Here is a 26,511-nt window from a genome sequence, read left to right on the forward strand (position 1 = left end):
ATGGCCGATGCGACCATCGAGAACGCCGGCCTGCTGATCGTCGACAAAGAGGCCGGAATCACCAGCCACGACGTGGTGTCGCGCTGCCGGAAGATCTTCAACACCCGCCGGGTGGGCCACGCGGGCACCCTCGACCCGATGGCCACGGGAGTCCTCGTCGTCGGGATCGAGCGCGCCACAAAGCTTCTCGGGCTGCTGTCGCTGACCACGAAGTCCTACACGGCGACCATCCGCCTGGGCGCCTCCACGACCACCGATGATCGGGAGGGCGAGATACTCGACTCCGCCGACGCATCGGGTGTGGCCGACGACGAGATCGCCACGGCGATGGCCGAACTCACAGGCGACATCCAGCAGATCCCGGCGAAGGTGAGCGCGATCAAGGTCGACGGGCGGCGCGCCCACGCCCTGGTGCGGACCGGAGCCGAGTTCGACCTCGCCGCCCGGCCGGTGACCGTGTCCCGGTTCGAGCTGCTCGCCACTCGGCGCGACGGGCAGTTCGTGGATCTCGATGTGGTCGTCGACTGTTCGTCGGGCACCTACATCCGCTCGCTCGCCCGCGATCTCGGCGCCGCTCTGGGTGTCGGCGGACATCTCACCGAGCTGCGACGGACCGCGGTCGGTCCGTTCACCCTCGACCACGCGCGAACTCTCGACGATGTCCGCGAGCGACCCCACGTGAGCCTCGACATCGACGAGGCGGTCAAGATCTCGTTCCCTCGCCGGGACATCGACGACGACGAGGCCGAGTCCATCAGCCAGGGCCGGTGGCTCGAGCCGATCGGGCGCAAGGAGGTCTACGTTGTCGTCGACCCGCGGGAGCAGGCGATCGCCCTGATCCAGGAGAAGGGTCGCCGCGCGAGTTCGGTGATGGTGGTCCGCCCGGCCACTCTTCGCTGACCGGACCGGATCAGCCGCGCGGCACGACGAAGATCGCGCGCGCGGCGATGTCGCCGAGATCGATCGGGGCGGCGTCGTCGAGTGACACCGAGATCGTCCCCGCGAAGGGACGTTTCTCGGCCACGGTCACGACGCAGTCGAGGGCGACGCCCACCTGGTCGAAGTAGCGCAGCATCTCGGGGTCGGTGTCGGAGATCCGCGCGATGGCGCCCGACGCCCCCACGTCGAGGTCGGCGAGCAGCGCCGCGTCCGGCGCGGGAATGGTTCCGTCCAGCGCGGGAATGGGATCTCCGTGCGGATCCCGGTCGGGGAAGCCGAGTTTCGCGTCCAGCCTGGCCATCAGACGGTCGGACACCGCGTGCTCGAGGACCTCGGCCTCGTCGTGCACCTCGTCCCACCGGTAACCGAGCTCGCGTACCAGGAAGGTCTCGATCAGGCGGTGACGGCGCACCATCAGGATCGCCGCGGACCGGCCCTCATCGGTGAGTGTGACCGCACCATACGGCTCATGTGAGACGAAACCCTGGTCGGCGAGCTTGCGGATCGCCTCCGACGCGGTGGACGCGGACACACCGAGCGACTGGGCCAGCAGCTTGGTGGTGACCTTGACGTCTTCCCACTCCTGGCTGGTCCAGATGACCTTCAGATAGTCCTGGGTGACCTGTGACAGTTCTGTCACCGGACGATCCGATCCCCGAGGCATGACCAAGAGCTTAGCCCGACCGCAAATGCGAGTGGCGGTGGTGGTTTGGAACACCCGCTGCCCGTACTCTGGTCGCGTGTTGCGTTGGCGAGGTCTTGACGACATCCCTGCGGACTGGGGACGGTGCGTGGTCACCATAGGTGTCTTCGACGGTGTTCACCGTGGACATGCCGAGCTCATCAACGCCGCCACGTCGGCGGCCGCGGAGCACGGTGTCCCCTCGGTGCTCATGACCTTCGACCCGCACCCGTCGGAGGTTGTCCGGCCGGGATCGCATCCGCCGCAACTGACGACACTGACACGCCGTGCGGAACTGGCCGAGGAACTGGGCATCGACGTCTTCTGCGTCATGCCGTTCACGCCGGAACTGGCTGCCCGGTCGCCCAAGGACTTCGCCCACGACATCCTCGTGGAGACGCTGCATGCGGCCGTCGTCGTGGTCGGCGACAACTTCACGTTCGGGCGCAAGGCCGCCGGCGACGTCTCGAAGCTCGCCGAACTCGGCGGCAAGTTCGGGTTCACCGTGGAATCGGTGTCGCTGTTCGGCGAGCACGCCGTCACCTTCTCGTCGACCTACATCCGTTCCTGTGTCGCCGCCGGCGACGTCGATCGGGCGACCGAGGCGCTCGGCCGGCCGCACCGCGTCGAGGGTGTGGTCGTCCGCGGTGACGGCCGCGGCCGCGACCTCGGGTACCCGACGGCGAACGTCGCCCCGCCGATGTACGCCGCCATCCCCGCCGACGGCGTGTACGCCGCCTGGTTCACCATTCTCGGTGCGGGCCCGGTCGTCGGCGAGGTCGAACCGGGGGAGCGCTATCAGGCCGCGGTGTCGGTGGGCACCAACCCCACCTTCTCCGGCCGCACCCGCACCGTCGAGGCATTCGTCCTCGACAAGAGCGCCGACCTCTACGGTCAGCATGTCGCCGTCGACTTCGTGCACCGCATCCGCGGGATGGAACAGTTCGACGGGGTCGACGACCTGATCAGCGCCATGGGTGACGACGTCACCAAGACCAGGGAGATACTGGCGGCGGCGGAGAGCTGATTTGGGTCCGGCCCGTCGTGCCGGGTAGCCTGGCCAGTCGGTGTTGCTGCAGTCCGCGGTGGCGCACCCGAGTCTTGTGAACGCGGCACTGAGAATCAGGAGTACATCCATGGCTTTGACTGTCGAGCAGAAGAAGGAAATCCTCGCCGAGTACGGTCTGCACGAGACCGACACCGGTTCGCCCGAAGCCCAGGTCGCCATGCTCACCAAGCGCATCGTCGACCTCACCGAGCACCTCAAGCAGCACAAGCACGACCACCACAGCCGCCGCGGGCTGCTGCTGCTGGTCGGACGCCGTCGTCGTCTGCTGAAGTACGTCGCCAAGGTCGACATCAACCGCTACCGTTCGCTCATCGAGCGCCTCGGCCTGCGACGCTGATCGCATCGACTTCCACCGGCCGTCCCCGAATCGGGGGCGGCCGGTTTGTCGTATTGAGGTATTGACAGCCGTCGATGCTAGGCTGGCCACGGATCGTTGCCGTGATCTCGTGGCAGTGCGGAACGACGAGCCAGATCGGTCCTCGGTAGTGGCCGCCGGAACCCTCGCCCGGGCAATCCCAGGGCACGCAGGTTTCCGGCCGCTTCGATCGAAGGCCGTCTGAGCACTCACCAGGCGCAGAGACGCTGCGCCATTCACCGTGCTGCCGCACATTCTCGGCGCGTTCTGGATCGGTCCGATCCGCGCGTGCCCACTCTCGACGTGTCCGCTCGACGTGACAGGCGAGTACGTGCCGTGCACCTCCGCGAGGGCCGATCCCCAACCGCACAAGCGGCCATTTCTCGTGGCCGCGTCAGACGGCCGCCCCAGGCAGCCGCTACGAAGGGATTCCACCCCACATGACAGATGTGAACACCCCGGACGTCAACGACACCGACGACTTCGCCGACGACTACGACGACGCCATCACCGAGGCGACGGCCGTCATCGACAACGGGAGCTTCGGCACCCGCACGATCCGGTTCGAGACCGGACGCCTCGCACAGCAGGCCGCCGGTTCGGTCACCGCCTACCTCGACGACGAGAACATGCTGCTCTCGACCACCGCGGCGTCGAAGCACCCGAAGGAGCACTTCGACTTCTTCCCGCTCACCGTGGACGTCGAGGAGCGGATGTACGCCGCCGGCCGCATCCCCGGCTCGTTCTTCCGTCGTGAAGGCCGCCCGTCGACCGACGCGATCCTCACCTGCCGCCTGATCGACCGTCCGCTGCGCCCGTCGTTCGTCGACGGCCTGCGCAACGAGATCCAGGTCGTCGTGACCGTCCTCTCGCTCAACCCGAACGACCTCTACGACGTCGTCGCGATCAACGCGGCCTCGGCGTCGACCCAGCTCGCGGGTCTGCCGTTCTCCGGTCCTGTCGGCGGCGTGCGTGTCGCGCTGATCCCGACCGAGGAGAACCGGGCCGGGCAGTGGGTTGCGTTCCCGACCGTCGAGCAGCTCGAGGGCGCCGTGTTCGACATGGTCGTCGCCGGCCGCATCGTCGCCGGTTCGGGTGACTCCGCCGACGTCGCGATCATGATGGTCGAGGCCGAGGCCACCGACAACGTCATCGACCTCATCGCCGGCGGCGCCCAGGCGCCGACCGAGGCGATCGTCGCCGAGGGCCTCGAGGCCGCCAAGCCGTTCATCGCCCGCCTGTGTGAGGCGCAGAAGTCGCTGGCCGCCGCCGCGGCCAAGGAGACCGCCGAGTTCCCGCTGTACCCGCCGTACCAGTCCGATGTGTACGACGCCGTCGCAGCGGCGGCCACCGATCGCCTCTCGGAGATCCTGACCATCGCCGGCAAGCAGGAGCGCGACGACAAGACCGACGAGCTCAAGGCCGACGTCCTCGCCCAGCTGGGCGAGCAGTTCGCGGGCCGCGAGAAGGAGATCGGCGGCGCATACCGGTCGCTGACCAAGAAACTCGTGCGCCAGCGCATCCTGACCGATCACTTCCGCATCGACGGTCGCGGCATCACCGACATCCGCGCGCTGTCGGCCGAGGTCGCCATCATCCCGCGTGCCCACGGCAGTGCGCTGTTCGAGCGCGGCGAGACCCAGATCATGGGTGTCACCACACTCGACATGGTCAAGATGGCGCAGCAGATCGACTCGCTCGGACCCGAGAAGTCCAAGCGATACATGCACCACTACAACTTCCCGCCGTACTCGACCGGTGAGACCGGCCGCGTCGGTTCGCCCAAGCGTCGCGAGATCGGCCACGGCGCGCTCGCCGAGCGTGCCCTGATGCCGGTACTGCCGACCGTCGAGGACTTCCCCTACGCGATCCGCCAGGTCTCCGAGGCACTGAGCTCCAACGGTTCGACCTCGATGGGCTCGGTCTGTGCGTCGACGATGTCGCTGCTGAATGCCGGTGTGCCGCTGCGTGCTCCGGTCGCCGGTATCGCCATGGGCCTCGTCTCCGACACCGTCGACGGCGAAACCCGTTATGTCGCACTGACCGACATCCTCGGCGCCGAAGATGCCTTCGGCGACATGGACTTCAAGGTCGCGGGCACCAAGGACTTCGTGACCGCGCTGCAGCTCGACACCAAGCTCGACGGCATCCCGTCGCAGGTGCTCGCGGGTGCGCTCAGCCAGGCCAAGGACGCCCGGCTGACCATCCTCGACGTCATGGCCGAGGCCATCGACGAGCCGGACGAGATGAGCCCGTTCGCGCCGCGGATCACCACCATCAAGATCCCGATGGACAAGATCGGCGAGCTGATCGGCCCCAAGGGCAAGACGATCAACGGCATCACCGAGGAGACCGGCGCCAACGTCTCCATCGAGGACGACGGCACCGTGTTCGTCGGCGCCGCCGACGGTCCGTCCGCGCAGGCGGCGATCGACCGCATCAACGCCATCGCCAACCCGCAGTTGCCGAAGGTCGGCGAGCGTTTCCTCGGCACGGTGGTCAAGACCACCGCGTTCGGTGCATTCGTGTCGCTGCTGCCGGGTCGCGACGGCCTGGTGCACATCTCGAAGCTGGGCAAGGGCAAGCGCATCAACAAGGTGGAGGACGTCGTGAACGTGGGCTCCAAGCTCCGCGTGGAGATCGCCGACATCGACGAGCGCGGCAAGATCAGCCTCGTCCCCGTCGACGACGACGCGGCACCCGCCGACGCGCCGGCCACCGAGACCGCCGACGCGTGATCTGATCTCAGCAGTCCCACCGGGGCCCGTCGTCCACTCGGACGGCGGGCCCCGGTGTCGTCTGTGCCGGTGCTATCTCCGGTCCGGCTCGTCGATCCAGATCTCGAAGCCGTCGGTCCACACCGACCCGGAGTCGGCGATCTGCTCGTACAGGCCCTCGATGGTCTGTGCCGTGGAGATGGCCTGATCCGGGTTCTGGGTGCCGAAGTTGCCACTCGAGGAGATGCCGACCAGGACGTACTGGCCGGTGCGGGTCTCCTGGTACCACGGCGAACCCGAGTCGCCGCCCAACACGACGAGTTCGGCGTTGACGAGCCGGTGCTCGGGGGCCGCGTCCTGGTGCAGCAGCGCGGTGACCGTGCCCACCGTGGTGCCGGTGCGTTCGCCGGTCTTGGTCACCGGGTCGCCGATCTCCGGGTCGGACGCGGCCGCGAAGACGGGGTCAACCTCCCAGCTGTCACCGAGGGCGATGACGGTGTACCCGCGTGGATCGGCGAGAGTGATGGACCCGTCCGCGGTGCCGCCGTCGTCCTTCCAGGCGACGACCTCGCCGATCGGCTCCCCGTCGGTGGTGGTGACTTCGTCGCCGACGCCTTCGGCGCAGTGCCCGGCGGTGACGGCGAGGCGGTCGCCGTCGGCGTTGGTTCCGAAGAAGCCGATGGAGCACAGTCCGTCCCCGATGACGATGCCCTGGCCGGCGGTCAGCGAATGGGCGTACTCCGGTGTGATCGCGGTGGCAGGGCTGGCGCCCACCGCCAGGGCCAGGGCGGCCAGCAGGGTGGTTGCGGCGGCGACGATCGGCTTGTCCATCGGGTGTGTCCTCTGCTCTGGGGCCGGCTTCTCGGGGCCGGTCTCGGGTCGGGCTGCATCTCTCGCAGTCGGTCTGCTTCTTCGAGTGCAGCCGGGCGTCGGCGGTGTCCACGGTGAGCGCGGGTTCATTCGTCCGGTCGATGCACGGCCCGCCTAGACTCTGCAGAGATGGACGGTGCGGACTCGCGGCAGCAGTTGACGGTCGCGCATCGCCGCGATGCGGCTGCGTCACCGGCGACGAGCACGGTCGCCGACCTGATCCGTACCGAACCGGTGATCGGGCGAGCGGACATGACCGTGCAGCAGGCGGCCGGCCTCATGACCGCGCGAGGCCAGGACTACGTCGTGTTCCCGGTGGCGGACAGGCGCCACGGTGTTCTCACCGACGCCGACATCCGGGCGCGGGTCGTCGCCGCGGGACGCCCGGTCGACACCCCGATCGCCGAGATCGTCGCCGGGCCCGCGTTCGTCGTCGACGCGGACGCGACGGCGATGGATGTCCTCACCGAGATGGTCGACCGTGACCTGACGATCGTCCCGGTCTGCGACGCGCGCGGACAGGTCCTCGGTGTCGTCGGCCCGGGCGACTTCGTCGCGGACCCCGCAGGTGCGAGCATGCCTCTGCGCGAGCAGATCTCGCGGTCGTCGAGCATCGCCGAGCTGCAGGTCCACGCGCGGCGGCTACCGCAGGTCGTGGCCGACCTCGTGCGGCGCGACCGGCCGGCGTATGAGGTGACACGTGCCGGATCCCTCATCGTCGACTCGATCGTGCAGCGTGGTCTGGAGCTCGTCTTCGACGCCCACCCCGATCTCGATCCCGCGGCGTTCACCTGGTTGTCGTTGGGCAGCAACGCCCGACGCGAGCCGGTGCTCTGTTCGGACGTCGATTCGGCCGTGTCCTTCGACGACGCGCTCGATGCCGACGAGATCGTCCGCTACCGCACCGCTTTCGGAGAGCTCGACGACGTGTTGCGCGGAGCAGGTCTGACCGTCGACACGAACGGTGCGGTCGCATCCAAGGAGCTGTTCGCGCGAACGCATGCGCAGTGGTTGTCGGCGGCGCGGGCGTGGACCGAGCGTCCGCTGGAGAACAAGGGCATGATCTTCACCTCACTGATGCTCGACGGTCGGCCGCTGCGTGGACGGCGGCCCGACGCGGCCCCGGCGGCAGCGATGACATCGATGCTGCGGGCGGACCCGCGCACGATGGGTCTGCTGCTCGACGAATCGCTGGCGAGCAGGGCCAGGATGCGCTCGATGCGCGACGTGCTGACCGGCCGGGGGAACGTCGTCGACCTCAAACGTCAGGCGCTGACACCCCTCGTCAACATCGCCCGCTGGGCGGCGCTGAGTGTCGGCTCGACCGAACTGGGGACCCGCGAACGGATCCGGGCGGCGTCGGGCAGCGAGATGCTGCCCGACGAGCACGCGACCACCCTCGTCGAGGTGTTCGACGTCCTGCAGCGCGTCCGCTTGAGATATCAGGTCGCGCAGTTCGATCGGGGGGATACGCCGTCGGATCTCCTCGAGATGTCTCTGCTGTCTCCGCTCGACCGCAGCCTCGTCGCGCAGGCGATCCGCGAGATCGCGGGCGTCCAGCGGAGGATGGCGACTCTGAGCCATCTCGTCCCGAGAACCGAACAGGTGACCTGAGATCCCATGTGTTTGATCCTCTTCGCGTGGAACACCCATCCGACCGAGCGGTTGATCGTCGCGGCGAACCGGGACGAACAGCACCGGCGGCGCACGTTCGCGCTCGCCCGGTGGGATGACCTCCCGATCATCGGCGGACGAGACGCCGTCGCGCGCGGAACCTGGATGGGGGTGGCGGCCGAGACGCCCGAGCGGGTGGCGATGGTGACGAACGTGCGCGTCGGTCCGGCTCGCCGCACCGGGATCCGCTCCCGTGGGCAACTACCCGTCGACTACCTGATGGGTGACGAGACCCCGAAGGTGTTCGCGCACCGCATGGCCGACGACTCCGTCGCCTACGACCCGGTGAATCTCCTCGTCGCCGATGCCGAAGAACTGTGGTGGGTGACCAACTGGCCATCGCCGCGGGTCGAGAGAGTGGCCGACGGCGTCCACGGGATCTCCAACGGCGCGTTGGACAACGACTGGCCCAAGGTGGTCGACGGGTCGGCTGCGATGGCATCCCTGGTCGCCGCCGACGACGGGTCCGCTCGGTCCGACGAGGCATATTTCGCGATGCTCGCCGATCAGGACCGGCCCGATCCTGCGCGACTGCCCGACACCGGCGTCGGGCCGGAAGCCGAGGCGGTGCTGTCGCCGAGGTTCATCAACATCCCCGGCTACGGCACCCGAGCCTCGACTCTCCTGCACGTCGGCCAGGACGGCCATGGTCGGATCGTCGAACGGCGGTACGGGTGGCGGGCCAAGCGGCGGGGGACGAACGCTCTGAGCTGGTGATCAGTTGTGTGCGAACGGATTCGGCACGGTCGGCAGACCGAGTGCCGCGCCAACCTCCGCGGTGACGAGATCGCCGCGGTGGGTGCTGAGCCCGCTGGCGAGCGCAGGGTCGGTCGCGCAGGCCTGCTCCCACCCGAGGTCGGCGACGCGCAACACGTAGGGGAGTGTCGCGCCTGTCAGTGCCTGGGTGGACGTCCGGGCGACCGTGCCCGGCATGTTGGCGACACAGTAGAACGTCGTGTCGTGGACTCGGAAGGTCGGATCATCGTGGGTGGTGGGGCGGGAATCCTCGAAACACCCTCCCTGGTCGATAGCGATGTCCACCAGAACCGCGCCCGGTTTCATCTGTGCCACAAGACTGTTGGACACCAGCGTCGGAGCCTTCGCGCCCGGGACCAGTACGGCGCCGATGACCAGATCGGCGCGCGTGATCGCCTCCTCGAGAGCGAGCGCGGTGCTGTAGCGCGTGTGGACGCGGCCACCGAAGCGAGAGTCGACTGCGCGGAGTTTGGCGATGTCGAGGTCGAACACCGTGACCTGCGCTCCCATCCCCATCGCGATGGTCGCGGCGTTAACACCACTGACCCCGCCCCCGATGACGACGACCTCGGCGGGTTCGGTGCCGGGGACCCCGCCCATGAGCACGCCACGACCGCCCTCCGAGCGCATCAGGTGGTACGAGCCGACCTGCGGTGCGAGCCGGCCGGCGACCTCGCTCATCGGCGCCAGCAGCGGAAGCGACCCGTCGGCGGTGCGGACCGTCTCGTAGGCGATGGACGTCGTGCCCGACGCGAGCAGCGCCTCGGTGCACGCTCTACCGGCCGCGAGATGGAGATAGGTGAACACCGTCTGACCTTCGCGCAGGAACTCGAACTCCGACGCGATCGGCTCCTTCACCTTGAGCAGCACATCGGCCTGCGCCCAGACCTCGGCAGCGGTTCCGAGGATCTGGGCCCCCGCGGCCTTGAAGTCGTTGTCGTGAAGGGACGAACCCTCACCGGCTCCCGCCTGGATGACGACCTCGTGTCCGCGCCGATGGAGTTCGGCAACGCCGGCGGGGGTGATCGCCACCCGATACTCGTGGTTCTTGATCTCCGTGGGGATGCCGATGCGCATGGTGACTCCGTACTAGTTGCGAGCTCCTGAATGTTCCTCGGTGAACTGATTCCAGCGTGAAGGAACTTCGGTTGTGACACAATGCGACTGAATAATATTCTCGATAGTCGCTGTGTCGCGACGATCGTATGAATCGGGAGGCTGCGATGCCCACCATGCCGAAGGATGTTCGGGACGGTGAACTGGACGGGACGGATCGGGAGCTGTTGCGTCTGCTCCAGTCGGATGCGCGGATGCCCAACAGCGAGCTGGCGCAACGTGCGGGCATCGCGGCGTCGACATGCCACGGACGGATGCGGCGGCTCGTCGACCTCGGCATCATCCGCGGATTCTTCGCCGACGTCGACCCGGCCGCACTCGGACGGCCGCTGCGGGCGATGGTGGCGGTCAGTCTGCAGTCCGACGCGCGCGGTCAGATCCGGCAGTTCGTCGGCGAGATCGCCACCCACGACGAGGTGATCGACGTCTTCTTCCTCGCGGGCACCGACGACTACCTGTTGCATGTGGCAGCCGCCGACACCGAGGCGCTGCGGCAGTTCGTCGAACGACTCAACGGGCGGCGCGAGGTCGCCGGAACGACGACGTCCCTGGTGTTCGAGCACCGCCGCGGGGGCGCGCCGATCTTCTGAGTGCGCCGCGCCACTAGACTGGGCTCCGGCATTTGTCGAGACGAAGAGGGTGGACATGAGCGGTATCAAGGTGGGCGTCCTGGGTAGCCAGGGCAAGGTCGGGCAGGCGATCGTCGCGGCGGTCGAGAATGCCGACGACCTCACCTACACCGTCGGTGTCGACAAGGGTGATTCCCTGGAGTTCTTCTCCGACACCGAGACCCAGGTGGTCGTCGACTTCACCCATCCCGATGTGGTCATGGAGAATCTGAAGTTCCTCATCTCCAACGGAATCCACGCCGTGGTCGGGACAACCGGCTTCACCGAGGAACGTCTCGACACCGTGCGCGGCTGGCTGGCCGAGAACCCGGGTGTCGGCGTGCTCATCGCGCCGAACTTCGCGATCGGGGCGGTCCTGTCGATGCGCTTCGCCGCTCAGGCGGCCAAATACTACGACTCCGTCGAGGTCGTCGAACTCCACCATCCGTACAAGGCCGACGCGCCGTCGGGCACCGCGTACCGCACCGCGGAGCTGATCGGCCGCGCTCGTGCCGAGGCCGGTGTCGGACCGAGCCCGGATGCGACGAGCACCGAACTCGACGGGGCGCGAGGCGCGGTCGTCGACGGTGTTCACGTTCACTCGGTGCGGCTCGCGGGACTCGTCGCACACCAGGAGGTGCTGCTCGGTACCGCCGGTGAGACGCTGACCATTCGGCACGACTCCCTCGACCGGGCGTCCTTCGCGCCCGGGGTGCTGCTCGGTGTGCGTAGCATCGCCGACCGACCCGGGCTGACCATCGGACTCGAAGAACTGATGGATCTCTGAACCGATGACTCCCGACGGACCGCAGAACGAACCAGCCCACGACGACGACACCGAGGGTGGCGCACCGCGACTCGGTCCGCGCACAAAGGACTCGCGTCCGATCGTCTGGATGATCGCGTTCCTGGTGGTGGCGCTGATCGTCTACTTCGTACTGCTCGGATGGCGCGGCATCCAGTTGATCGGTTCGGGGTCCGTCGCGGGCATCGGGTTGGGCGTCGGGGTCATCGCCCTACCGCTGATCGGGGCCTGGCTGATCTACGCGACGCTGCGCGCCGGCCTCGAGCATCAGAAGCTCGCGGCGATCATGGCCGAGGAGGGACGCGAACTCGACATCTCCCAACTCCCGCACCGGGCTTCGGGCCGCATGGAGCGCGACGCGGCCGACGAGCTCTTCGCCCGAGTCAAGGCCGAGTGGGAGGCGGACCCGACCGACTGGCGTAACACCTACCGGATCGCACGCGCCTACGACTACGCCGGTGACCGCGGCCGCGCCCGCGCGATGATGAAGCGCGCGGTCGCCCAGTTCCACGGACGCGAGGCGTAGCCGATGAGCCGGCTCCTCATCGTCCACCACACGCCGTCACCGGCATGCCAGGAGATGTTCGAGGCTGTGCTCAGCGGTGCGACCGATCCGGAGATCGAGGGTGTCGAGGTCGTCCGCCGGGCTGCCCTCTCGGTGTCGGCGAGCGATTTCCTCGAGGCCGACGGCTACCTCCTCGGCACCCCCGCGAACCTCGGATACATCAGCGGCGCACTGAAACACTTGAGTCACGGATACCCCGCTATTAAGAGTTCGGCGAGGTCAGCGGCATGACTCGGCTCCTGATCGTCCACCACACGCCCTCGCCGTACTGCCAGGCGATGTTCGAGGCGGTACTCAGCGGGGCGACTGACCCTGAGATCGAGGGCGTCGAGGTCATGCGCCGGGCGGCGTTGTCGGTGTCGGCGAGCGACTTCCTGGAGGCCGACGGGTACCTACTTGGCAGCCCCGCCAACCTCGGGTCGATTTCAGGTGCCCTCAAGCACGCGTTCGATCAGAGTTACTACCAGATTCTCGACTCGACTCGCAGCCGCCCGTTCGGGCTGTACCTCCACGGCAACGAGGGCACCGAGGGAGCCGAACGCGCCGTCGATTCAATCACCACGGGTCTCGGGTGGGCGAAGGCGGCCGACTACGTCATCGTGTCCGGCAAGCCCGAGCAGACCGACCTGGAGCGGTGTTGGGAGCTTGGCGCTGTGGTCGCCGCACAACTGATGGGAGCGACTTGAAGCAGACGATTATGGGTCGATGAGCGAGCGTCGGAGTTGGCAGGCAAACTGGGCCGTGGAACGAGAGGAGCGACTAGCGCATCTCGCAAGACTGCCGGGCAAAGAACACCATGAACGTCTCGAAGCCATGAATCGAGTCTCGCGGTTGTTCTCGACTAACGGCTCTGAGCTGTCTGACCATGTCGGGACGTTTGTGGGTACCGGACGGCATGTGAATGAGCTTCCTGATGAGTTCGAGCATGAGGCGGTGCGTTTCCTTCACAACTACATCGCGTCGGTTGCCACTCTGCGTGACGTTCAGCGCAGCACCCACCGGATGATTTGGCCCGAACGACTCCCTGAAGATCGACGTCGCGACAAGTTGGACCGTCGAACGATCTGGGAGGTCAGCACTTACGAGCCGAAGGTAACCGACTTGTTCGGAGACGACGACATAAAGTTTCTCTTCGACCTCCGGAACTTCACCGTGCACTACTCGGCACCGCTGATGTCGATCGGTACGACTTGGAAACACCGCCCGCCCGCCTCGGTGGCATGGATCAACACTGTCGAACTGAAGCGTTCGGAGCTCGATAAGTTCTCGAACTGGGGAGGACCAGCGAAACGCTTCCTTGCGACGCAGGACAAGGATGTCGAGTTCTTGCCTCTCATCGAGAAGTACTCGCAGCGAGCGCGTGAGTTCTACGAGTGGTTCTGGAATCAGGTGAAACTGGCCGTTCAAGTTGAGGTTGACGAGTATCTGCGCAAGAGCAATGAATTCGGTCGGTGGCTAGCCGAGGAAATGGCGAAGCCGGACTTCGACCCGCGACCGGGTGGTATGCCTATACCCGGCTCGCTTCGACGTAATCGGGCGCGTGCTCATCTGGATCGATGTGCGTATGGCACCACCGGTTGGGGTGGAATCGCAGTCGATGGGCATGGAGTCGCAGTCGTTGGTGAATCTGACTGGCCCTCTTTGCCGAAGGTCGGTAAGTACCGTGTCCCGTAGAGACGACGGCTACACCAGAATGGGTGGACGGACTAGGTGAGGGTCCGTAGGTCACTCCGCAGGTTGGCGATATAGAAGTCGCCGGTCGGCCCCGGCGTACCTTGAGGGCCCGCAGGACGTCACCGGGGCCCGATCTCCCGGCTCAGGTACAGTTCTCGCGCGACGGTCAGCACCGCGGGTCACACCCGGTGACCACCAAGTCAGAGCGATATTGCCAACCGTGCACCAACGCGTGAGAACCATGATCGGGCCAGCAACTACCTCCGCGTCGATCCGACCGCCCAGGCGAGTCATGTCGGCGCGCATAGCTGCCCACTGCGGGTCGCCCCTCACCAGCCGCCGGTGGTGAGTAAGCGGAACGGTGCAGCGGATCGTGAGACCAGGCTCCTAACGGCGCAGAGTTCCCTACACTTGCCGGATGGAAGAATCGAAACCCCTTAGCACCGAAAAACTTTCGTGGACAAAAGTCATCGCGTTCGGAGCTATTGCTGTCGCGGTAGTTGCACTCCTTGCCCTACTGACTGGAGTTTTCCTCGGCTGGGGTTCCGACGAGACCACTAATGCAGCAACTTGGGTGACCGGTGCTGCCACCTTCGGAGCCGCAGCTATTGCACTGTACGGCGCGTATCACGCCCGAGTAAGTGCGAGTCAATCAATCAACCTCGCAGATCGCTCGTTAGCGCACTCGGAGAATGCGCTCCAGCACTCGTCTGACGCCCTCGCGCACTCCGAGCGCACCCTCCGTGAAACGGCTGTTGCCAGGTGGGAGGCAGAGTACGCACGACAGGTTGAGCATGAAGCTGACCGTCGTCGCGAGGGCATGAAGCTGTGTATCCCAGTGATCGAAATCCTGATTGACGTTCATATTGATACTGCCGATGCGCTTCGACTATCCGCGCTCGGTTTTGAGGATGAGCCAGCCAGACGCGCCAGGTCACTCGATATGACTCTCATGTGGCAACAACGTCGCTCGCGTATCGGTGCGCTCACTCTGCCGATCCGTCGAACACACTTCGTCCACTATCTTGCAGATGAGGTGCTACCAAAGATTGATGAAGTGTTCGAAGGCATCGGGATCATCTCGGACGCGACTGACCCGGACGCCATCCTGGAGTACTTCGAGGAAATAGACCCTCGATTCGCGGTCGTGGATGAGCTACAGCACAAGGCGATGGAGGACTTCGACCCCAGCCCGCAGACCATCTCGGAAGCAGTACTGGAAGATATGCCACCGAAGCCCGAGTAGCCCTGCCCCGTCAGCGGGGAAAAGGGTGCAGTTTCCACGCATCGCCCTCGACGGGGCGCAGGATACTCACGGGGCCGGCGCTGCCTTTGGTGTAGATCACCTTGGCGAGGTCGATCACCGCACCCCCACGTGGTCGACAGATGCCGCGGCGCAGATCGCGCCCTGTAGTCACCGGCCGCGGTCAGCGCGTTCGCGTCCGAGCGGTTGCGTGCCATCGCAGAGCGCAGGTGCACGGACGACGGCGGACTACCGGCAAACCATCGCGCCTCCGACCACGGTCCTGCGTACAGGGTTCAGTCCACGCGTCCTCGGGCATGTGAGTGTAGGACGTGACACCCGGCGCTAGCTGTGCCCGGTCGATCCTGCCGCCCATCAGAGTGCACATCACGGCGTGTCCACTTTCGTGCACAGCGACGCGGAGCTGGTAGCGCTCGGCGTCGGTGAGATCGGCCAGCGTAAGTTTCTTCATCGTCGGAGCCTTCATCGGGTCGTCCGGCTTCGAGGTAGTGGCTTGCCTTGCGCGCCTGCCTGCTCGGCGGCCGGTCCAGGCCGATTCGTGCAGCCATGCAACGGTCACAGGTGTGCGTATCCGTGTACGCTGCCGCGCCAACGAACTGTCGGCGTTCCGCATCCCGAGCACGAGTGCAAGTAGTCGACGTTGCTCACTGGGTAACCTCGATCCCCAACTCTCGCAAGGTTTCCCGGTGCTCGTCGGCCTTGTCCTTAGGCACGGTCGTCGCACAGGCTTCACGATAGTAGGCCGCGCGTTCCTGACGCCGCCGCAGTACGAGCATCGCACGATCTGCATCGCGGAGTGCCTCGATAACCGCGTCGCTCACGGTCGAGGGCTCACCGTCGGAGCGGCCCAAGGCACGCAGATACTCCGACAACCGGTCAGGAGATGCTTCACCGGCACACCGCGCGGGCCGGTCTTACGGCCTGCGAACAGCGCCACCAGATCGTGGTGTTGCTCGTCGGTCAAGATCGGTTCCCAGGTGCCCTTGCTGTGGATCTCCTGCGGTCCTCGCTTACCGTCGACCTTCGCGCTGACGGTCCGGTACCGGGCGTAGGTCGGGTTCACCATGATTCGGCGCAGCTTCGCCGAGTCCCAGCCGAGCGGGTCCTGAGTCTCGATCCAGCGCACCACCGAGCCGAAGCTGTGCCCATCGAGCACGCGCCGCGCTGCCTCGGCGACCAGGGGAGCGCGTGACGGGTCGGGGAGGCGGCCCGTTGACTTGCCGGTGTCGGGGTCGCGAACGATTTTGTAGCCGTACGGGACTCGTCCGTGAGGCTTGCCCTGGGCCAGGTTCTCGCGGTTGGGCGCGCTTGATCCGCTTGCGGATGTCCTCGGCCTCTCGTTCGGCCAGCAGTGCGTCGAGCCCAGTGGTGAAGCGGTCGTCGCCGTCTTCGAGGTCGTACAGCCGCCCCGAGTACGAAAGCATGACCTGGCGATCGGTGCAGAGGCGGCGCAGATCGACGTAGTGGTCCATCGACCGGCCAGCGCGCGAGGGCTCCCAGACCACCAGGACGTCGCCGGGGCGCAGCACCTCGCTGAGGCGGGCGTACTGCGGGCGGTCCTTGGTGGCGTACGGGTAGCCGACCGATCGTTGTCGGTCAGCACCTCGGCGACCGGCCACCCATTGCGCTCGCACACCGCTCTGCACTCGGCCTCCTGCTCGGCCACCGGCAAGGTCGCGCGAGACGCGCGTGTAGATCACTGCGTGGGTCGGCGCACCTCGGGAGTCAGTGTAGGTGCTGGTCAGTGCGGTGCTCAAGGTAAGCGAGTTTACGACAAATAGGCATGCCTTCGACGTGGCCTACTACCAGATCCTGGATTCGACGCAGGGCCGCCCGTTCGGGCTGTACCTCCACGGCAACCAGGGGGCCGAGGGTGCCGCGAAAGCCGTTGACACCATCACCACGGGCCTCGGCTGGACCAAGGCCGCCGACTACGTCGTCGTCTCCGGCGCACCGAGCAAGGACGACCGCGAGAAGTGTTGGGAGCTGGGCGCCACCGTCGCGGCGCAGTTGATGGAGGAGTGAGCGGCCGGGAGAACCGGCCACCTCGCCAGGCGCTGGGTCGTTCCGGAAGAGGCCGAGGGGCTCATAGGTGGCTCTGCGGGAGAATGACGCTCACACTCTGAGGCCGAGCACCTTGTTGCGCGGGTCGTGTCTCGGTTGACGCATCGGGGTGAGTTCTCGATCACCGACCTCGACACCGACGGGTGGCCACCAAACCCTCGCATCAGCACTGAGGCGAGGGTCCCGGTCGGTGGCGGCCGGATATGGGATACACCACCGAGGTGCTGCACGCGGTATGGGAATGAAAGCAGCGCAACGAAACTCGTGTCTCCGGTCTCGCATGCGGTGGCGTAGGCGCTCAGCTGCTAAAATGTACTCCGGTGTGCCGGGAAGTCTGGTCGGCTGCGCGTTGACGGTGAGCCCGCACGATGGGGCGGCCACGACGCGTACGTAGCCCACCCGACGAAGGACTCCGTACGCACCATGACCGACACCGAATCACCTCGGGCCACCCCGACTCTCTTCTCGCGCGGCTCCTGGCCCGAAGCGTCGCGCATCGCCGACATCTTCCGGCGCGAAACCATCGGCGGGATGTTGTTGCTCGTCGCGGCCGTTGTAGCCCTCATATGGGCCAATTCGCCATGGTCTGCCGGATACTTCGGCCTCGGCAACATCCACGTGGGGTCCGACGCGCTCGGTCTGCACCTCGATCTGTCCCTGGCGACCTGGGCTGCTGACGGTCTCCTCGCCATCTTCTTCTTCGTCGTCGGTCTCGAGCTGAAGCGCGAGTTCGTCGCGGGCGACCTCCGCGATCCCGCCCGCGCGGCTCTCCCCATCGCCGCGGCGGTCGGCGGAATGGCTGTTCCCGCAATCATCTTCGTAGCCTTCACGATGAGGGCGGGCGACGGAGCCGTTCAGGGCTGGGCCATTCCCACCGCCACCGACATCGCGTTCGCGGTCGCCGTGTTGGCCGTGATCTCCACTCACTTGCCCGTCGCGCTGCGCACCTTCCTGCTGACCCTGGCCGTGGTGGACGACCTGCTGGCGATCACGGTGATCGCGGTGTTCTACACCGATTCCATCAACGGGACCGCCCTGGCTCTGGCCCTCATCCCGCTCGCGGCGTTCGCTTTCTGCGTGCAGCGACGGGTTACCTCATGGTGGCTCCTGCTGCCACTCTCAGCCCTCACATGGGCGTTCGTCCACGAGTCCGGCGTTCACGCCACCGTCGCCGGAGTCATTCTGGGATTTACCGTTCCGGTGCTTCGCCGGACCGAAGCCGGCGAGACGGACGCCCAGCATTGCCTGGCAGAACATCTCGAACACCGGGTCCGGCCCGTCTCGGCGGGTTTCGCGATACCGGTGTTCGCGTTCTTCGCCGCGGGCGTCACGATCGGCGGTCTGAGCGGACTCCGCGAGGCACTCACGAATCCCGTCGCGTTGGGCATCATCTTCGGTCTGTTGATTGGCAAGACGGTGGGCATCGTCGGCACCACCGCAATCCTGGCCCGGTTCACGCGGGCCACCCTCGACGCGAGTATTCGGTGGATCGACGTCATCGGTGTCGCGATGCTCGCCGGCATCGGCTTCACCGTTTCCCTGCTCATCGGCGATCTCGCGTACGACTCGGAATCCGAACGTGCCGAGTACGTCAAGATCGGTGTACTGGTCGGCTCGCTGACGGCTGCCTCGGCTGCAGCGGTCATCCTGCGAATGCGCAACCGCCACTACCGCCGGATAGCCGGAGAGGAGGCGCGGGATGACGATCACGATGGGATCCCGGACGTCTACCAGACGGAAGACCGGTGAGGACCACCTGACATGGTGCGGATGTTGCGGAGCCGGTGGCGCGAGAGCGGGGAGTACCTCGGGCTCGGCGTGGTCACCGTTCCCGAACGCGCACAGAACCCACTCCGCGCCATCGGCCGGCGCGTCACGATTGCAGGCGTCGTCATCTGTGTCGCTGCACTCGTCGTGTACCTCGACCGCGACGGCTACACCGACTCCACGGACGCGCCGCTCACCCTGCTCGATTGCTTCTACTACGTCACGGTCTCCCTGTCGACGACGGGATACGGTGACATCGCACCGATCACCGCCGAGGCCCGGGCGATCAACGTCTTCGTGATCACGCCTCTTCGTGTGCTGTTCCTGGTCGTGCTGATCGGGACCACACTCGAAGTTCTCACCGAACGTTCTCGACAGGCCTTGCGCATCCAGCGGTGGCGGCAGCAGCTCCGGGACCACCACGTCATCGTGGGTTTCGGGACGAAGGGGCGCAGTGCTGCCCGCGCACTACTCGATGCCGGCGTCGACCGATCGCAGATCGTCGTCGTCGACTCGGAGCCGGTGCCGCTGGAAGCGGCTGAAACGCTCGGCGTGGTGGCTGTGCGTGGCGATGCCACCCGCCGTGAGGTGTTGGCCCTCGCCAAGGTCGACGACGCGCGAGCGGTTCTGATCGGTGCCCATCACGACGCGACCGCAGTCCTCATGACCCTGACCGCACGCCAACTCAACCCCGACGCGAAGATCGTCACCGCGGCCCGCGACGCGGACAACGCAGCCCTGCTGCGGAGATCCGGCGCCGACTCGGTCGTCGTGTCGGCGGCGACCGCCGGGCGCCTCATGGGCATCGCGACGCGGACACCGCACGTCGTCGACGTCATCGAGGACCTGCTCAGTCCCGCCACGGGGTTGTCGATCACCGAGCGCATCGTCACACCGGCGGAGATCGGGAGTGAACCGCAGGCCCTACCGGGCGCCGTCATCGGGGTCGTCCGCGACGGCACGCTGTATCGCACCCACGAGCTTCCGGGTGCGCTGCGAAGCACCGACAAGTTGATCACCGCGCACTCGACGCGATGACCATGTCGCCGCGGACCGCCTACGCGACCTCAACGCCTGCATCGACCTCGATCTACGTGCCGGATGTGGGTTCGTCGTCTGGCAGCTCCGCGGCCGTCACACTTCTGCTCACCTCGAACTGGCGGACCAGGAACGCCTTCTCGTCGAGTTTCTTACGCCGCATCCACGAGGTCACCTCGGTGTTGCATTTGCTGGCGTTGCACGACCCGCAGCAGGGGACGACGTTGCCGACGGTGTAGCGGCCGCCGCGCGAGATCGCGAGCATGCAGTCGCGCTGCAGTGCCACACCGACTGCGCCGCAGTAGGCGCATCCGCCCCACGCCTCTTTCAAGGCGAGCCACTGGGCGTCGGTGAGGTCGTTGTCTCGGGAGGCGACGCGCTTGCGGCGTCGCTTTGCGTACCGATTGGCGCGAGTGGTGCTCCGGGGTGCCACGGCTGGAGAGTACTAGACTGCCCGTGTGAGCACGGCCATCCGCGACACCTCATCGACCGGGACCATCCCGACTCCCTACGAAGATCTGTTGCGACTGATCCTCGACACCGGCACCCCCAAATCCGATCGCACCGGGACCGGTACCCGCAGCCTGTTCGGACATCAGCTGCGGTACGACCTCGCCGAGGGCTTCCCGCTGATCACCACCAAGAAGGTCCACCTCAAGTCGATCGTCTACGAGCTGCTGTGGTTCCTGCGCGGCGATTCGAACGTCCGTTGGCTGCAGGAGCGAGGTGTCACCATCTGGGACGAGTGGGCCGATGAGCAGGGCGAACTCGGGCCCGTGTACGGAGTCCAGTGGCGCAGCTGGCCGACCCCGTCGGGTGAGCACATCGACCAGATCGCGGCCGCTCTCGAGTTGCTCAAGACCAACCCGGATTCGCGTCGCAACATCGTCTCGGCGTGGAACGTGGGGGAGATCCCGCAGATGGCCCTGCCGCCGTGCCACGCGTTCTTCCAGTTCTACGTCGCCGACGGCAAACTGTCGTGCCAGCTGTATCAGCGCAGCGCCGACATGTTCCTCGGTGTGCCGTTCAACATCGCGTCGTATGCGTTGCTGACGCACATGATGGCGCAGCAGGCCGGCCTGGAGGTGGGCGAGTTCGTCTGGACCGGTGGTGACTGCCACATCTACGACAACCACGTCGAGCAGGTGACGCGTCAGCTGTCGCGCGACCCGTACCCCTACCCGAGGCTCGAACTGCGCAAGCGGGACTCGATCTTCGATTATGACTTCGACGACATCGAGATCGTCGGGTACGAATCGCACCCCGGCATCAAAGCGCCGGTGGCCGTGTGACCTCCGATCTCACCGCGGTCCCCGCGACGGTGCGGCTGGTCTGGGCGCAGAGTCGCGACGGTGCGATCGGCCGTGACAACACCATCCCCTGGCGTGTGCCCGAGGACGTGGCGCGGTTCAAACAGCTGACCGTCGGACACCCGGTCGTCATGGGGCGCAAGACGTGGGACTCGCTGCCGCCGCGATTCCGGCCCCTGCCCGGGCGCACCAACATCGTGGTCACCCGGAGCGCTGACTGGACCGCCGAGGGCGCCGTCGTCGCGCGATCGGTCGACGAGGCTCTCGCGCTCGCCGCCGACCACACCGTCGGGGTCATCGGCGGCGGTGAGATCTACCGCGCCGCACTGCCGTTCGCGTCCGATCTGTGCGTCACCGAGATCGATGTCGAGGTCGACGGCGCGGATGCATTCGCACCGGAGATCACCGACGAGTGGGTCGTCGCGGAGTCGGGTGAGTGGCAGACGTCGACGAGCGGAACCCGGTTCCGCTTCGTCGACTACCGGCGCGCCTCGCAGGTCTGACCGTGCCGGAACGGTTCTCACCCGCCCAGGCGCGTCGAACCGCGCTCGCCGCACAGGGATTCACCGATCGTCGGCCCGGCGCCGCACCCACCATGGCGCACCTCAAACGCGTCGTCGCGCGGACGAGACTGCTGCAGATGGACTCGGTCAACATCGCCGCGCGTGCCCACTTCATGCCGCTGTACTCACGCCTGGGCCCCTACGATCCGGATCTGCTGCACCGCGCGGCGTGGCGACCGAACCGCGGGCCGCGCCTCCTCGTCGAATACTGGGCGCACGAAGCCGCACTCATCCCGGTGGAGGACTGGCCCCTCTTCCGTTGGCGTATGGACGAATTCGCCGACGGCAGGTACCGGCACACGAAGGACGTCATGCGGCGCAACCGGGCGCTGGCCGTGGACGTCCGTGCCGTGATCGAGGCGCGCGGAGCCAGCACGCCGCGCGCCATCGAGGAGGAACTGGGCATCGTTCGCGAGCCCGGGGCCGCAGGTAGCTGGTGGCAGCGTGGCGAGGTCAAACACCTCTGCGAGGCGATGTTCGCCGCCGGCGACCTGTCGGCGGTGCGGACCGACAACTTCGTCCGTCACTACGACCTCACCGAGCGGGTCGTCGGTCCGGAGATCGCGGGACGGCACCCGGAACGTGCTGACGCACAACGAGAGCTGATCTCGCAGGCCGCCCGGTCGCTGGGCGTCGCGACCGCGGCCGACCTGGCCGATTACTACCGGATCCGGCCGGCTGAGGCGCGGGCGGCCGTCGCCGACCTCGTCGAGGCGGGTGAGCTGCGCGAGGTCAGCGTCGACGGCTGGCGAGACGCCGCCTACCTGGTCGCAGGCGCGCCGATGCCCCGGCGCGTGGACACCTCGGCGATCCTGTCGCCCTTCGACCCACTCGTCTTCTACCGGCCGCGCGCGGAGCGGGTCTTCGGTTTCCACTACCGCATCGAGATCTATGTGCCCGAACACAAGCGCGTCCACGGCTATTACGTGTTGCCGTACCTGCTGGGCACCGACATCGCCGCTCGCGTCGACCTGAAGGCAGACCGCAAGAACCGGACGCTGCTGGTGCTCGGGTCGTACTGCGAACCCGGTCACGCCCACGACCACGTCGCCGAACGCCTCGCCGTCGACCTCCGGGCCTTCGCCGGGTGGCTCGACCTCGAGGGGGTCTCGATTGCCGAGCGCGGCGACCTCGCGGGCGAGCTCCGGCGAGTGATGCAATGCTGAACATCGAGGATTTGTGACACTGATCCTGGGTACGCAGGACCCGATGTGGGCGAGATCAACCGAATGGGAGACGAAGCGATGACCGTGTCGTACGAAGGCAACGACTACCGCCTGGTGATGTTCGACCTCGACGACACCCTCGCGCCGTCGAAGAGTCCGCTCGACGATCAGATGGTCGAACTCCTGCGGCGCATGCTCGACGTCAGCCTCGGCTGCATCATCTCCGGCGGAAACTTCACGCAGTTCGAGAAGCAGGTACTGGCTCGTCTCGGCAGCTTCGACAGCGTCGGGAACCTTCATCTGATGCCAACCTGCGGCACCCAGTACGTGCGCTGGTCCGGGAACGAGTGGGAGACCGTCTACGCCGAATTCCTCAGCGACGACGAGAAGCAACGGACTCTCGACGTGCTCGAGACAGGCGCGAAGGAACTCGGCCTGTGGGAGACCGAGACCTGGGGAGACATCCTCGAGGACCGCGGCAGCCAGATCACGTTCAGCGCGCTGGGGCAGCGGGCACCGGTCGAGGCCAAGGCGGCCTGGGATCCCGACGGTGCCAAGAAGGAATCCCTGCGGGCCTACGCGGCGGAGCGACTTCCCGATCTGGAGGTGCGCAGCGGCGGATCGACCTCGGTCGACGTGACGAAGAAGGGCATCGACAAGGCATACGGCGCACTGAAACTGATGGACATCCTCGGTCTGACCACCACGGACATCCTGTTCTTCGGCGACCGTCTCGACGAGGGCGGCAACGATTATCCCGTCAAGGCCCTCGGTATCACCTCCATCGCGGTCCACGGCTGGCCGGACACCCATGCCAAGCTGTCGGCGCTCCTCGACCAGGTCGACGCCGATCAGGTCGACGCCGGCAGTTAGTCCACCGGCCCGCCGGCAGGCACCACTCGCTGCGTGCCGTTCGCCACTCGGAAAGACTTCGCGTAGTACTGCCCGGAACGCGGGTCGGTCTTGTCGTGGACGAAATACCAGTCCATCTGGGCGGCGGCCGGGGTGATGGTGAGGACCGAGTAGCCGTGCGCGTCGAACTCGCTCCAGCGCACATGGTGATTCGTCGCGCCGAAGGCGGATGACACGGCCACACCCGCGGTGTTGGCGGGCACGTTCAGCATGTCGTCGATGTTGGTCGACGTCACCGACGTGCCGACGAGTTCGGTGGCGACGCTGCCGGCGCCCGGATAATTCGACACGTCGGCGGGGATGTCGCAGGCCCACGACGAATGGATGTCGCCGGTGATGAACACGACGTTGTCCACACCGGTGCGGCGGACGGTGTCGAGCAACCGGCGACGGTCGGCCGCGTAACCGTCCCACTGGTCGGCGTTGTAGGGGATGCCCTCCTTCGGGATCCCCAGCAGTGCGGTGACCGCACCGGTCGTCCGCGGATCGAGCGGGGGGAGCAGCACCGGCGAGATCATCACGGGGTTGCCAACGATCTTCCATCGGGCCTGCGACGACGTGAGTCCGTTGGTGAGCCACGACATCTGGGCACGTCCCAGGATCGAACGCGCGGAGTCGTCGATGGCGGCCGACCGGGCGCTGACCTGGAGGTCGCGATAAGAACGCAGGTCGAGCATCGACAGTTCGAGCAGACGTCCGTACTGCAGACGACGGAACAGGTGGCGGCCCGCCGCGTCGACCGCGGGCCGGACGGGCATCCACTCGCCGTAGGCCCGCAGGGCTGCCGCCCGACGTGACCGCCACGACCCCTCGCCCGGTTGGTGATTCTCGGCGCCGCCCGCCCAGGAGTCGTTCGACGACTCGTGGTCGTCCCAGGTGCAGATGAACGGGACTTCGCGGTGAAGAGCGGCCAGGTCGGGGTCGGTCTTGTACTGCGCGTGGCGTGTCCGGTAGTCGCGCAGGGTCGTGATCTCGTGCCGCGGATCGTGGACACGGACGGCGCCGGTCTTGCCCGTGTACCGGCCCGTCTCGTACTCGTAGAAGTAGTCGCCGAGATGCACCACCGCGTCGAGTCCCGGCTGGGCTCGGAGGTGTCGGTAGGCGGAGAAGTACCCGGCCTCCCAGTTGGCGCACGACACCACCCCGAATCGGACCTTCGGGACGTCGGCGCCGGGGGCCGGGGCGGTACGGGTGCGACCGGTCGGTGAGACCGCGCCCGCTGCCGGACCGGTCAGCACGGTGAAGCGGTAGTGATACCGGGTACGGGCAGCGAGGCCGGTGGCGTCGACCTTGACGGTGTGATCGGTCTCCGCCGAGGTCCGTACCTCGCCGGCGGAGACGACGGTGGCGAACCCGGCGTCGAGCGCGACCTCCCAGCGCACCGAACACGGCGCCCCGATGCCGGCGCCCGGTGCGGACGCCGGGGTCTGGGTGACACGGGTCCACAGGATGACGGCGTCGGGCAGCGGATCTCCGGAGGCGACGCCGTGGCGGAACACCTGCGCGGCGGCCGACCCTCTGTGCGTCGACGGGGCGGCGTGGGTGATCGCGGCCGGTGTTGCCAGGGCGGTTCCGGCGACAACCGCGCCGGTACGCAGGAAACCTCGTCGTGTCGTGTCCTCGGACTTCATCGACTTTTCACTCCCCCTGCGACGGCCGCGCAAGCAGGGACTCTACCGGTAGCGGGACCGGAGGTCAGGGCGAATCCGGGTCGTCGCGGAGGCGGAGGTCGGCGCGGCCGGCCGGTGGGGGACAATCGGGAACCGCAGCGCCCGCGCACGGGTGGCCGAGCCAAGGCGAGACGGAGGAGACGGCGTGTCCGAGTTGGTGCCGCTGAAGGTGCAGATGGTGGCGATGACCCAGTTCGCCCCGCCGGAGGACGTGCCCTGGAGCACCGACGCCGAGGGCGGTGAAGCACTCGTGGAGTTCGCCGGCCGCGCCTGCTATCAGAGCTGGGACAAGCCCAACCCCCGCACCGCGACGAACGCGGGCTACCTGCGGCACATTCTCGAGGTCGGCCACCTGTCGTTGCTCGAACACGCGTCGGTGACGTTCTACATCAGCGGGATCTCGCGGTCGTGCACCCACGAACTCATCCGGCATCGGCACTTCTCCTATTCGCAGCTGTCGCAGCGCTTCGTACCCGAGCACGACTCGAATGTCGTTGCGCCCCCGGCGATCGTCGGCGATGACGAACTCGAGGAGCTGTTCGTCGCCGCCACCGATGCGTCCCGCGCGGCGTACACGGATCTGCTCGCCGCGCTGGAGGCGAAGTTCGCCGACGTCCCCAATGCGATCCTCCGGCGCAAACAGGCCCGTCAGGCGGCACGTTCGGTGTTGCCGAACGCCACCGAGACCAAGATCGTCGTGACCGGCAACTACCGTGCGTGGCGGCACTTCGTGGGAATGCGCGCGACCGAGCACGCCGACGTGGAGATCCGCCAGCTTGCCGTCGAATGCCTGCGCCAGCTCATGCGGGTGGCGCCGACCGTTTTCGGCGATTTCGAGATCGGGACTCTCGCCGACGGCACCGAGGTCGCCACCTCACCATTCGTGCTGGAAGGGTGAGGATCGTCACGGATGGGGAGGCGGTAGCC

General features: G+C 66.9%; 27 protein-coding genes and 2 pseudogenes. 21 read left to right on the forward strand and 8 right to left on the reverse strand.

What is annotated here, in order from left to right:
* Positions 1-900 (forward strand): tRNA pseudouridine(55) synthase TruB, encoded by a 900-nt coding sequence (gene truB / locus ACSUZC_RS10290; RefSeq protein ID WP_439032687.1) that lies wholly within the window; start codon positions 1-3, stop codon positions 898-900.
* Positions 901-910: 10 nt separating this feature from the next.
* On the opposite strand, the gene ACSUZC_RS10295 is transcribed toward truB, so the two are convergent.
* A complete protein-coding gene (locus tag ACSUZC_RS10295; protein ID WP_439032688.1) occupies positions 911-1,579 on the reverse strand; it encodes a metal-dependent transcriptional regulator in 669 nt (222 codons plus the stop codon).
* Positions 1,580-1,679: 100 nt separating this feature from the next.
* On the opposite strand from ACSUZC_RS10295, the gene ACSUZC_RS10300 reads away from it, so the two are divergent.
* The 3 genes from ACSUZC_RS10300 to ACSUZC_RS10310 all read left to right on the forward strand — a co-directional run bounded on the left by ACSUZC_RS10300 (position 1,680) and on the right by ACSUZC_RS10310 (position 5,783).
* Positions 1,680-2,648 carry a bifunctional riboflavin kinase/FAD synthetase gene (locus tag ACSUZC_RS10300; protein WP_439032689.1) on the forward strand — a complete coding sequence of 323 codons (969 nt, stop codon included), beginning with the start codon at positions 1,680-1,682 and terminating at the stop codon, positions 2,646-2,648.
* 109 nt (positions 2,649-2,757) lie between these two features.
* Positions 2,758-3,027 carry a 30S ribosomal protein S15 gene (gene rpsO / locus ACSUZC_RS10305; RefSeq protein ID WP_188329069.1) on the forward strand — a complete coding sequence of 90 codons (270 nt, stop codon included), beginning with the start codon at positions 2,758-2,760 and terminating at the stop codon, positions 3,025-3,027.
* Positions 3,028-3,485: 458 nt separating this feature from the next.
* Positions 3,486-5,783, forward strand: coding sequence for a polyribonucleotide nucleotidyltransferase (locus ACSUZC_RS10310; RefSeq protein ID WP_439032690.1), 2,298 nt, complete (start codon positions 3,486-3,488; stop codon positions 5,781-5,783).
* A gap of 72 nt (positions 5,784-5,855) precedes the next feature.
* Here ACSUZC_RS10310 and ACSUZC_RS10315 read toward each other — a convergent pair whose 3' ends face one another.
* On the reverse strand, positions 5,856-6,593 hold the full coding sequence (locus tag ACSUZC_RS10315) for a hypothetical protein (RefSeq protein WP_439032691.1): 738 nt from the start codon (positions 6,591-6,593) through the stop codon (positions 5,856-5,858).
* A gap of 168 nt (positions 6,594-6,761) precedes the next feature.
* On the opposite strand from ACSUZC_RS10315, the gene ACSUZC_RS10320 reads away from it, so the two are divergent.
* On the forward strand, positions 6,762-8,246 hold the full coding sequence (locus tag ACSUZC_RS10320; protein WP_439032692.1) for a putative nucleotidyltransferase substrate binding domain-containing protein: 1,485 nt from the start codon (positions 6,762-6,764) through the stop codon (positions 8,244-8,246).
* A gap of 6 nt (positions 8,247-8,252) precedes the next feature.
* Positions 8,253-9,023 (forward strand): NRDE family protein, encoded by a 771-nt coding sequence (locus tag ACSUZC_RS10325; RefSeq protein ID WP_439032693.1) that lies wholly within the window; start codon positions 8,253-8,255, stop codon positions 9,021-9,023.
* Here ACSUZC_RS10325 and ald read toward each other — a convergent pair whose 3' ends face one another.
* The gene (gene ald / locus ACSUZC_RS10330) at positions 9,024-10,139 is read right to left on the reverse strand and encodes an alanine dehydrogenase (RefSeq protein WP_439032694.1); all 1,116 of its coding nucleotides are present in this window, start codon (positions 10,137-10,139) and stop codon (positions 9,024-9,026) included.
* A gap of 146 nt (positions 10,140-10,285) precedes the next feature.
* On the opposite strand from ald, the gene ACSUZC_RS10335 reads away from it, so the two are divergent.
* The 7 genes from ACSUZC_RS10335 (at position 10,286) to ACSUZC_RS10365 (ending at position 15,076) form a co-directional block, all read left to right on the forward strand.
* A complete protein-coding gene (locus ACSUZC_RS10335) occupies positions 10,286-10,768 on the forward strand; it encodes an Lrp/AsnC family transcriptional regulator (RefSeq protein ID WP_439032695.1) in 483 nt (160 codons plus the stop codon).
* 55 nt (positions 10,769-10,823) lie between these two features.
* Entirely contained in the window at positions 10,824-11,573 is a 750-nt protein-coding gene (dapB, locus tag ACSUZC_RS10340) for a 4-hydroxy-tetrahydrodipicolinate reductase (RefSeq protein ID WP_439032696.1), read from the forward strand.
* Positions 11,574-11,577: 4 nt separating this feature from the next.
* Positions 11,578-12,117, forward strand: coding sequence for a hypothetical protein (locus tag ACSUZC_RS10345; protein WP_439032697.1), 540 nt, complete (start codon positions 11,578-11,580; stop codon positions 12,115-12,117).
* Positions 12,118-12,120: 3 nt separating this feature from the next.
* Positions 12,121-12,387 (forward strand): hypothetical protein, encoded by a 267-nt coding sequence (locus tag ACSUZC_RS10350; RefSeq protein WP_439032698.1) that lies wholly within the window; start codon positions 12,121-12,123, stop codon positions 12,385-12,387.
* Positions 12,384-12,842: a flavodoxin family protein gene (locus ACSUZC_RS10355; protein WP_439032699.1), complete on the forward strand. Its 459-nt coding sequence runs from the start codon at positions 12,384-12,386 to the stop codon at positions 12,840-12,842. Before ACSUZC_RS10350 ends, ACSUZC_RS10355 begins: the two co-directional genes overlap by 4 nt.
* A gap of 19 nt (positions 12,843-12,861) precedes the next feature.
* A complete protein-coding gene (locus ACSUZC_RS10360; RefSeq protein ID WP_439032700.1) occupies positions 12,862-13,830 on the forward strand; it encodes a hypothetical protein in 969 nt (322 codons plus the stop codon).
* 418 nt (positions 13,831-14,248) lie between these two features.
* Entirely contained in the window at positions 14,249-15,076 is an 828-nt protein-coding gene (locus tag ACSUZC_RS10365; RefSeq protein WP_439032701.1) for a hypothetical protein, read from the forward strand.
* A 662-nt stretch (positions 15,077-15,738) separates the two neighbouring features.
* On the opposite strand, the gene ACSUZC_RS10370 is transcribed toward ACSUZC_RS10365, so the two are convergent.
* From ACSUZC_RS10370 to ACSUZC_RS10380, 3 genes and pseudogenes are all read right to left on the reverse strand, one after another.
* A complete protein-coding gene (locus tag ACSUZC_RS10370) occupies positions 15,739-15,915 on the reverse strand; it encodes a hypothetical protein (protein WP_439032702.1) in 177 nt (58 codons plus the stop codon).
* Positions 15,912-16,250 (reverse strand): recombinase family protein, encoded by a 339-nt coding sequence (locus ACSUZC_RS10375; RefSeq protein WP_439032703.1) that lies wholly within the window; start codon positions 16,248-16,250, stop codon positions 15,912-15,914. The genes ACSUZC_RS10370 and ACSUZC_RS10375 overlap by 4 nt, the downstream gene beginning before the upstream one ends.
* Positions 16,251-16,455: 205 nt before the next feature.
* Positions 16,456-16,794, reverse strand: a pseudogene (locus tag ACSUZC_RS10380) (recombinase family protein); the annotation flags it as partial.
* Positions 16,795-16,873: 79 nt separating this feature from the next.
* On the opposite strand from ACSUZC_RS10380, the pseudogene ACSUZC_RS10385 reads away from it, so the two are divergent.
* From ACSUZC_RS10385 to ACSUZC_RS10395, 3 genes and pseudogenes are all read left to right on the forward strand, one after another.
* Positions 16,874-17,119 (forward strand): annotated as a pseudogene (locus tag ACSUZC_RS10385) (flavodoxin family protein); the annotation flags it as partial.
* 462 nt (positions 17,120-17,581) lie between these two features.
* Positions 17,582-18,907, forward strand: a complete 1,326-nt coding sequence (gene nhaA / locus ACSUZC_RS10390; protein WP_439032704.1) for a Na+/H+ antiporter NhaA — start codon at positions 17,582-17,584, stop codon at positions 18,905-18,907.
* Between the two features lie 12 nt (positions 18,908-18,919).
* Entirely contained in the window at positions 18,920-19,963 is a 1,044-nt protein-coding gene (locus ACSUZC_RS10395) for a potassium channel family protein (RefSeq protein ID WP_439032705.1), read from the forward strand.
* Between the two features lie 52 nt (positions 19,964-20,015).
* Here ACSUZC_RS10395 and ACSUZC_RS10400 read toward each other — a convergent pair whose 3' ends face one another.
* Positions 20,016-20,396: an HNH endonuclease gene (locus ACSUZC_RS10400; RefSeq protein ID WP_439032706.1), complete on the reverse strand. Its 381-nt coding sequence runs from the start codon at positions 20,394-20,396 to the stop codon at positions 20,016-20,018.
* A 25-nt stretch (positions 20,397-20,421) separates the two neighbouring features.
* Here ACSUZC_RS10400 and ACSUZC_RS10405 point away from each other — a divergent pair, with 25 nt between their 5' ends.
* The 4 genes from ACSUZC_RS10405 to ACSUZC_RS10420 all read left to right on the forward strand — a co-directional run bounded on the left by ACSUZC_RS10405 (position 20,422) and on the right by ACSUZC_RS10420 (position 23,875).
* Entirely contained in the window at positions 20,422-21,255 is an 834-nt protein-coding gene (locus ACSUZC_RS10405) for a thymidylate synthase (RefSeq protein ID WP_439032707.1), read from the forward strand.
* Positions 21,252-21,776 (forward strand): dihydrofolate reductase, encoded by a 525-nt coding sequence (locus tag ACSUZC_RS10410; protein ID WP_439032708.1) that lies wholly within the window; start codon positions 21,252-21,254, stop codon positions 21,774-21,776. The genes ACSUZC_RS10405 and ACSUZC_RS10410 overlap by 4 nt, the downstream gene beginning before the upstream one ends.
* A 2-nt stretch (positions 21,777-21,778) precedes the next feature.
* Positions 21,779-23,002 (forward strand): winged helix-turn-helix domain-containing protein, encoded by a 1,224-nt coding sequence (locus tag ACSUZC_RS10415; protein ID WP_439033079.1) that lies wholly within the window; start codon positions 21,779-21,781, stop codon positions 23,000-23,002.
* 78 nt (positions 23,003-23,080) lie between these two features.
* Entirely contained in the window at positions 23,081-23,875 is a 795-nt protein-coding gene (locus ACSUZC_RS10420) for an HAD-IIB family hydrolase (RefSeq protein ID WP_439032709.1), read from the forward strand.
* Here ACSUZC_RS10420 and ACSUZC_RS10425 read toward each other — a convergent pair.
* Complete coding sequence (locus ACSUZC_RS10425) at positions 23,872-25,545, reverse strand: alkaline phosphatase D family protein (protein WP_439032710.1); 1,674 nt, start codon at positions 25,543-25,545, stop codon at positions 23,872-23,874. The genes ACSUZC_RS10420 and ACSUZC_RS10425 overlap by 4 nt on opposite strands.
* Positions 25,546-25,729: 184 nt before the next feature.
* Here ACSUZC_RS10425 and thyX point away from each other — a divergent pair, with 184 nt between their 5' ends.
* Positions 25,730-26,482, forward strand: coding sequence for an FAD-dependent thymidylate synthase (gene thyX / locus ACSUZC_RS10430; RefSeq protein WP_238419159.1), 753 nt, complete (start codon positions 25,730-25,732; stop codon positions 26,480-26,482).
* The last annotated feature ends 29 nt before the right edge of the window (positions 26,483-26,511 follow it).

This window comes from Gordonia terrae (assembly GCF_051789125.1).
Taxonomy (GTDB): Bacteria; Actinomycetota; Actinomycetes; order Mycobacteriales; family Mycobacteriaceae; genus Gordonia; species Gordonia terrae_A.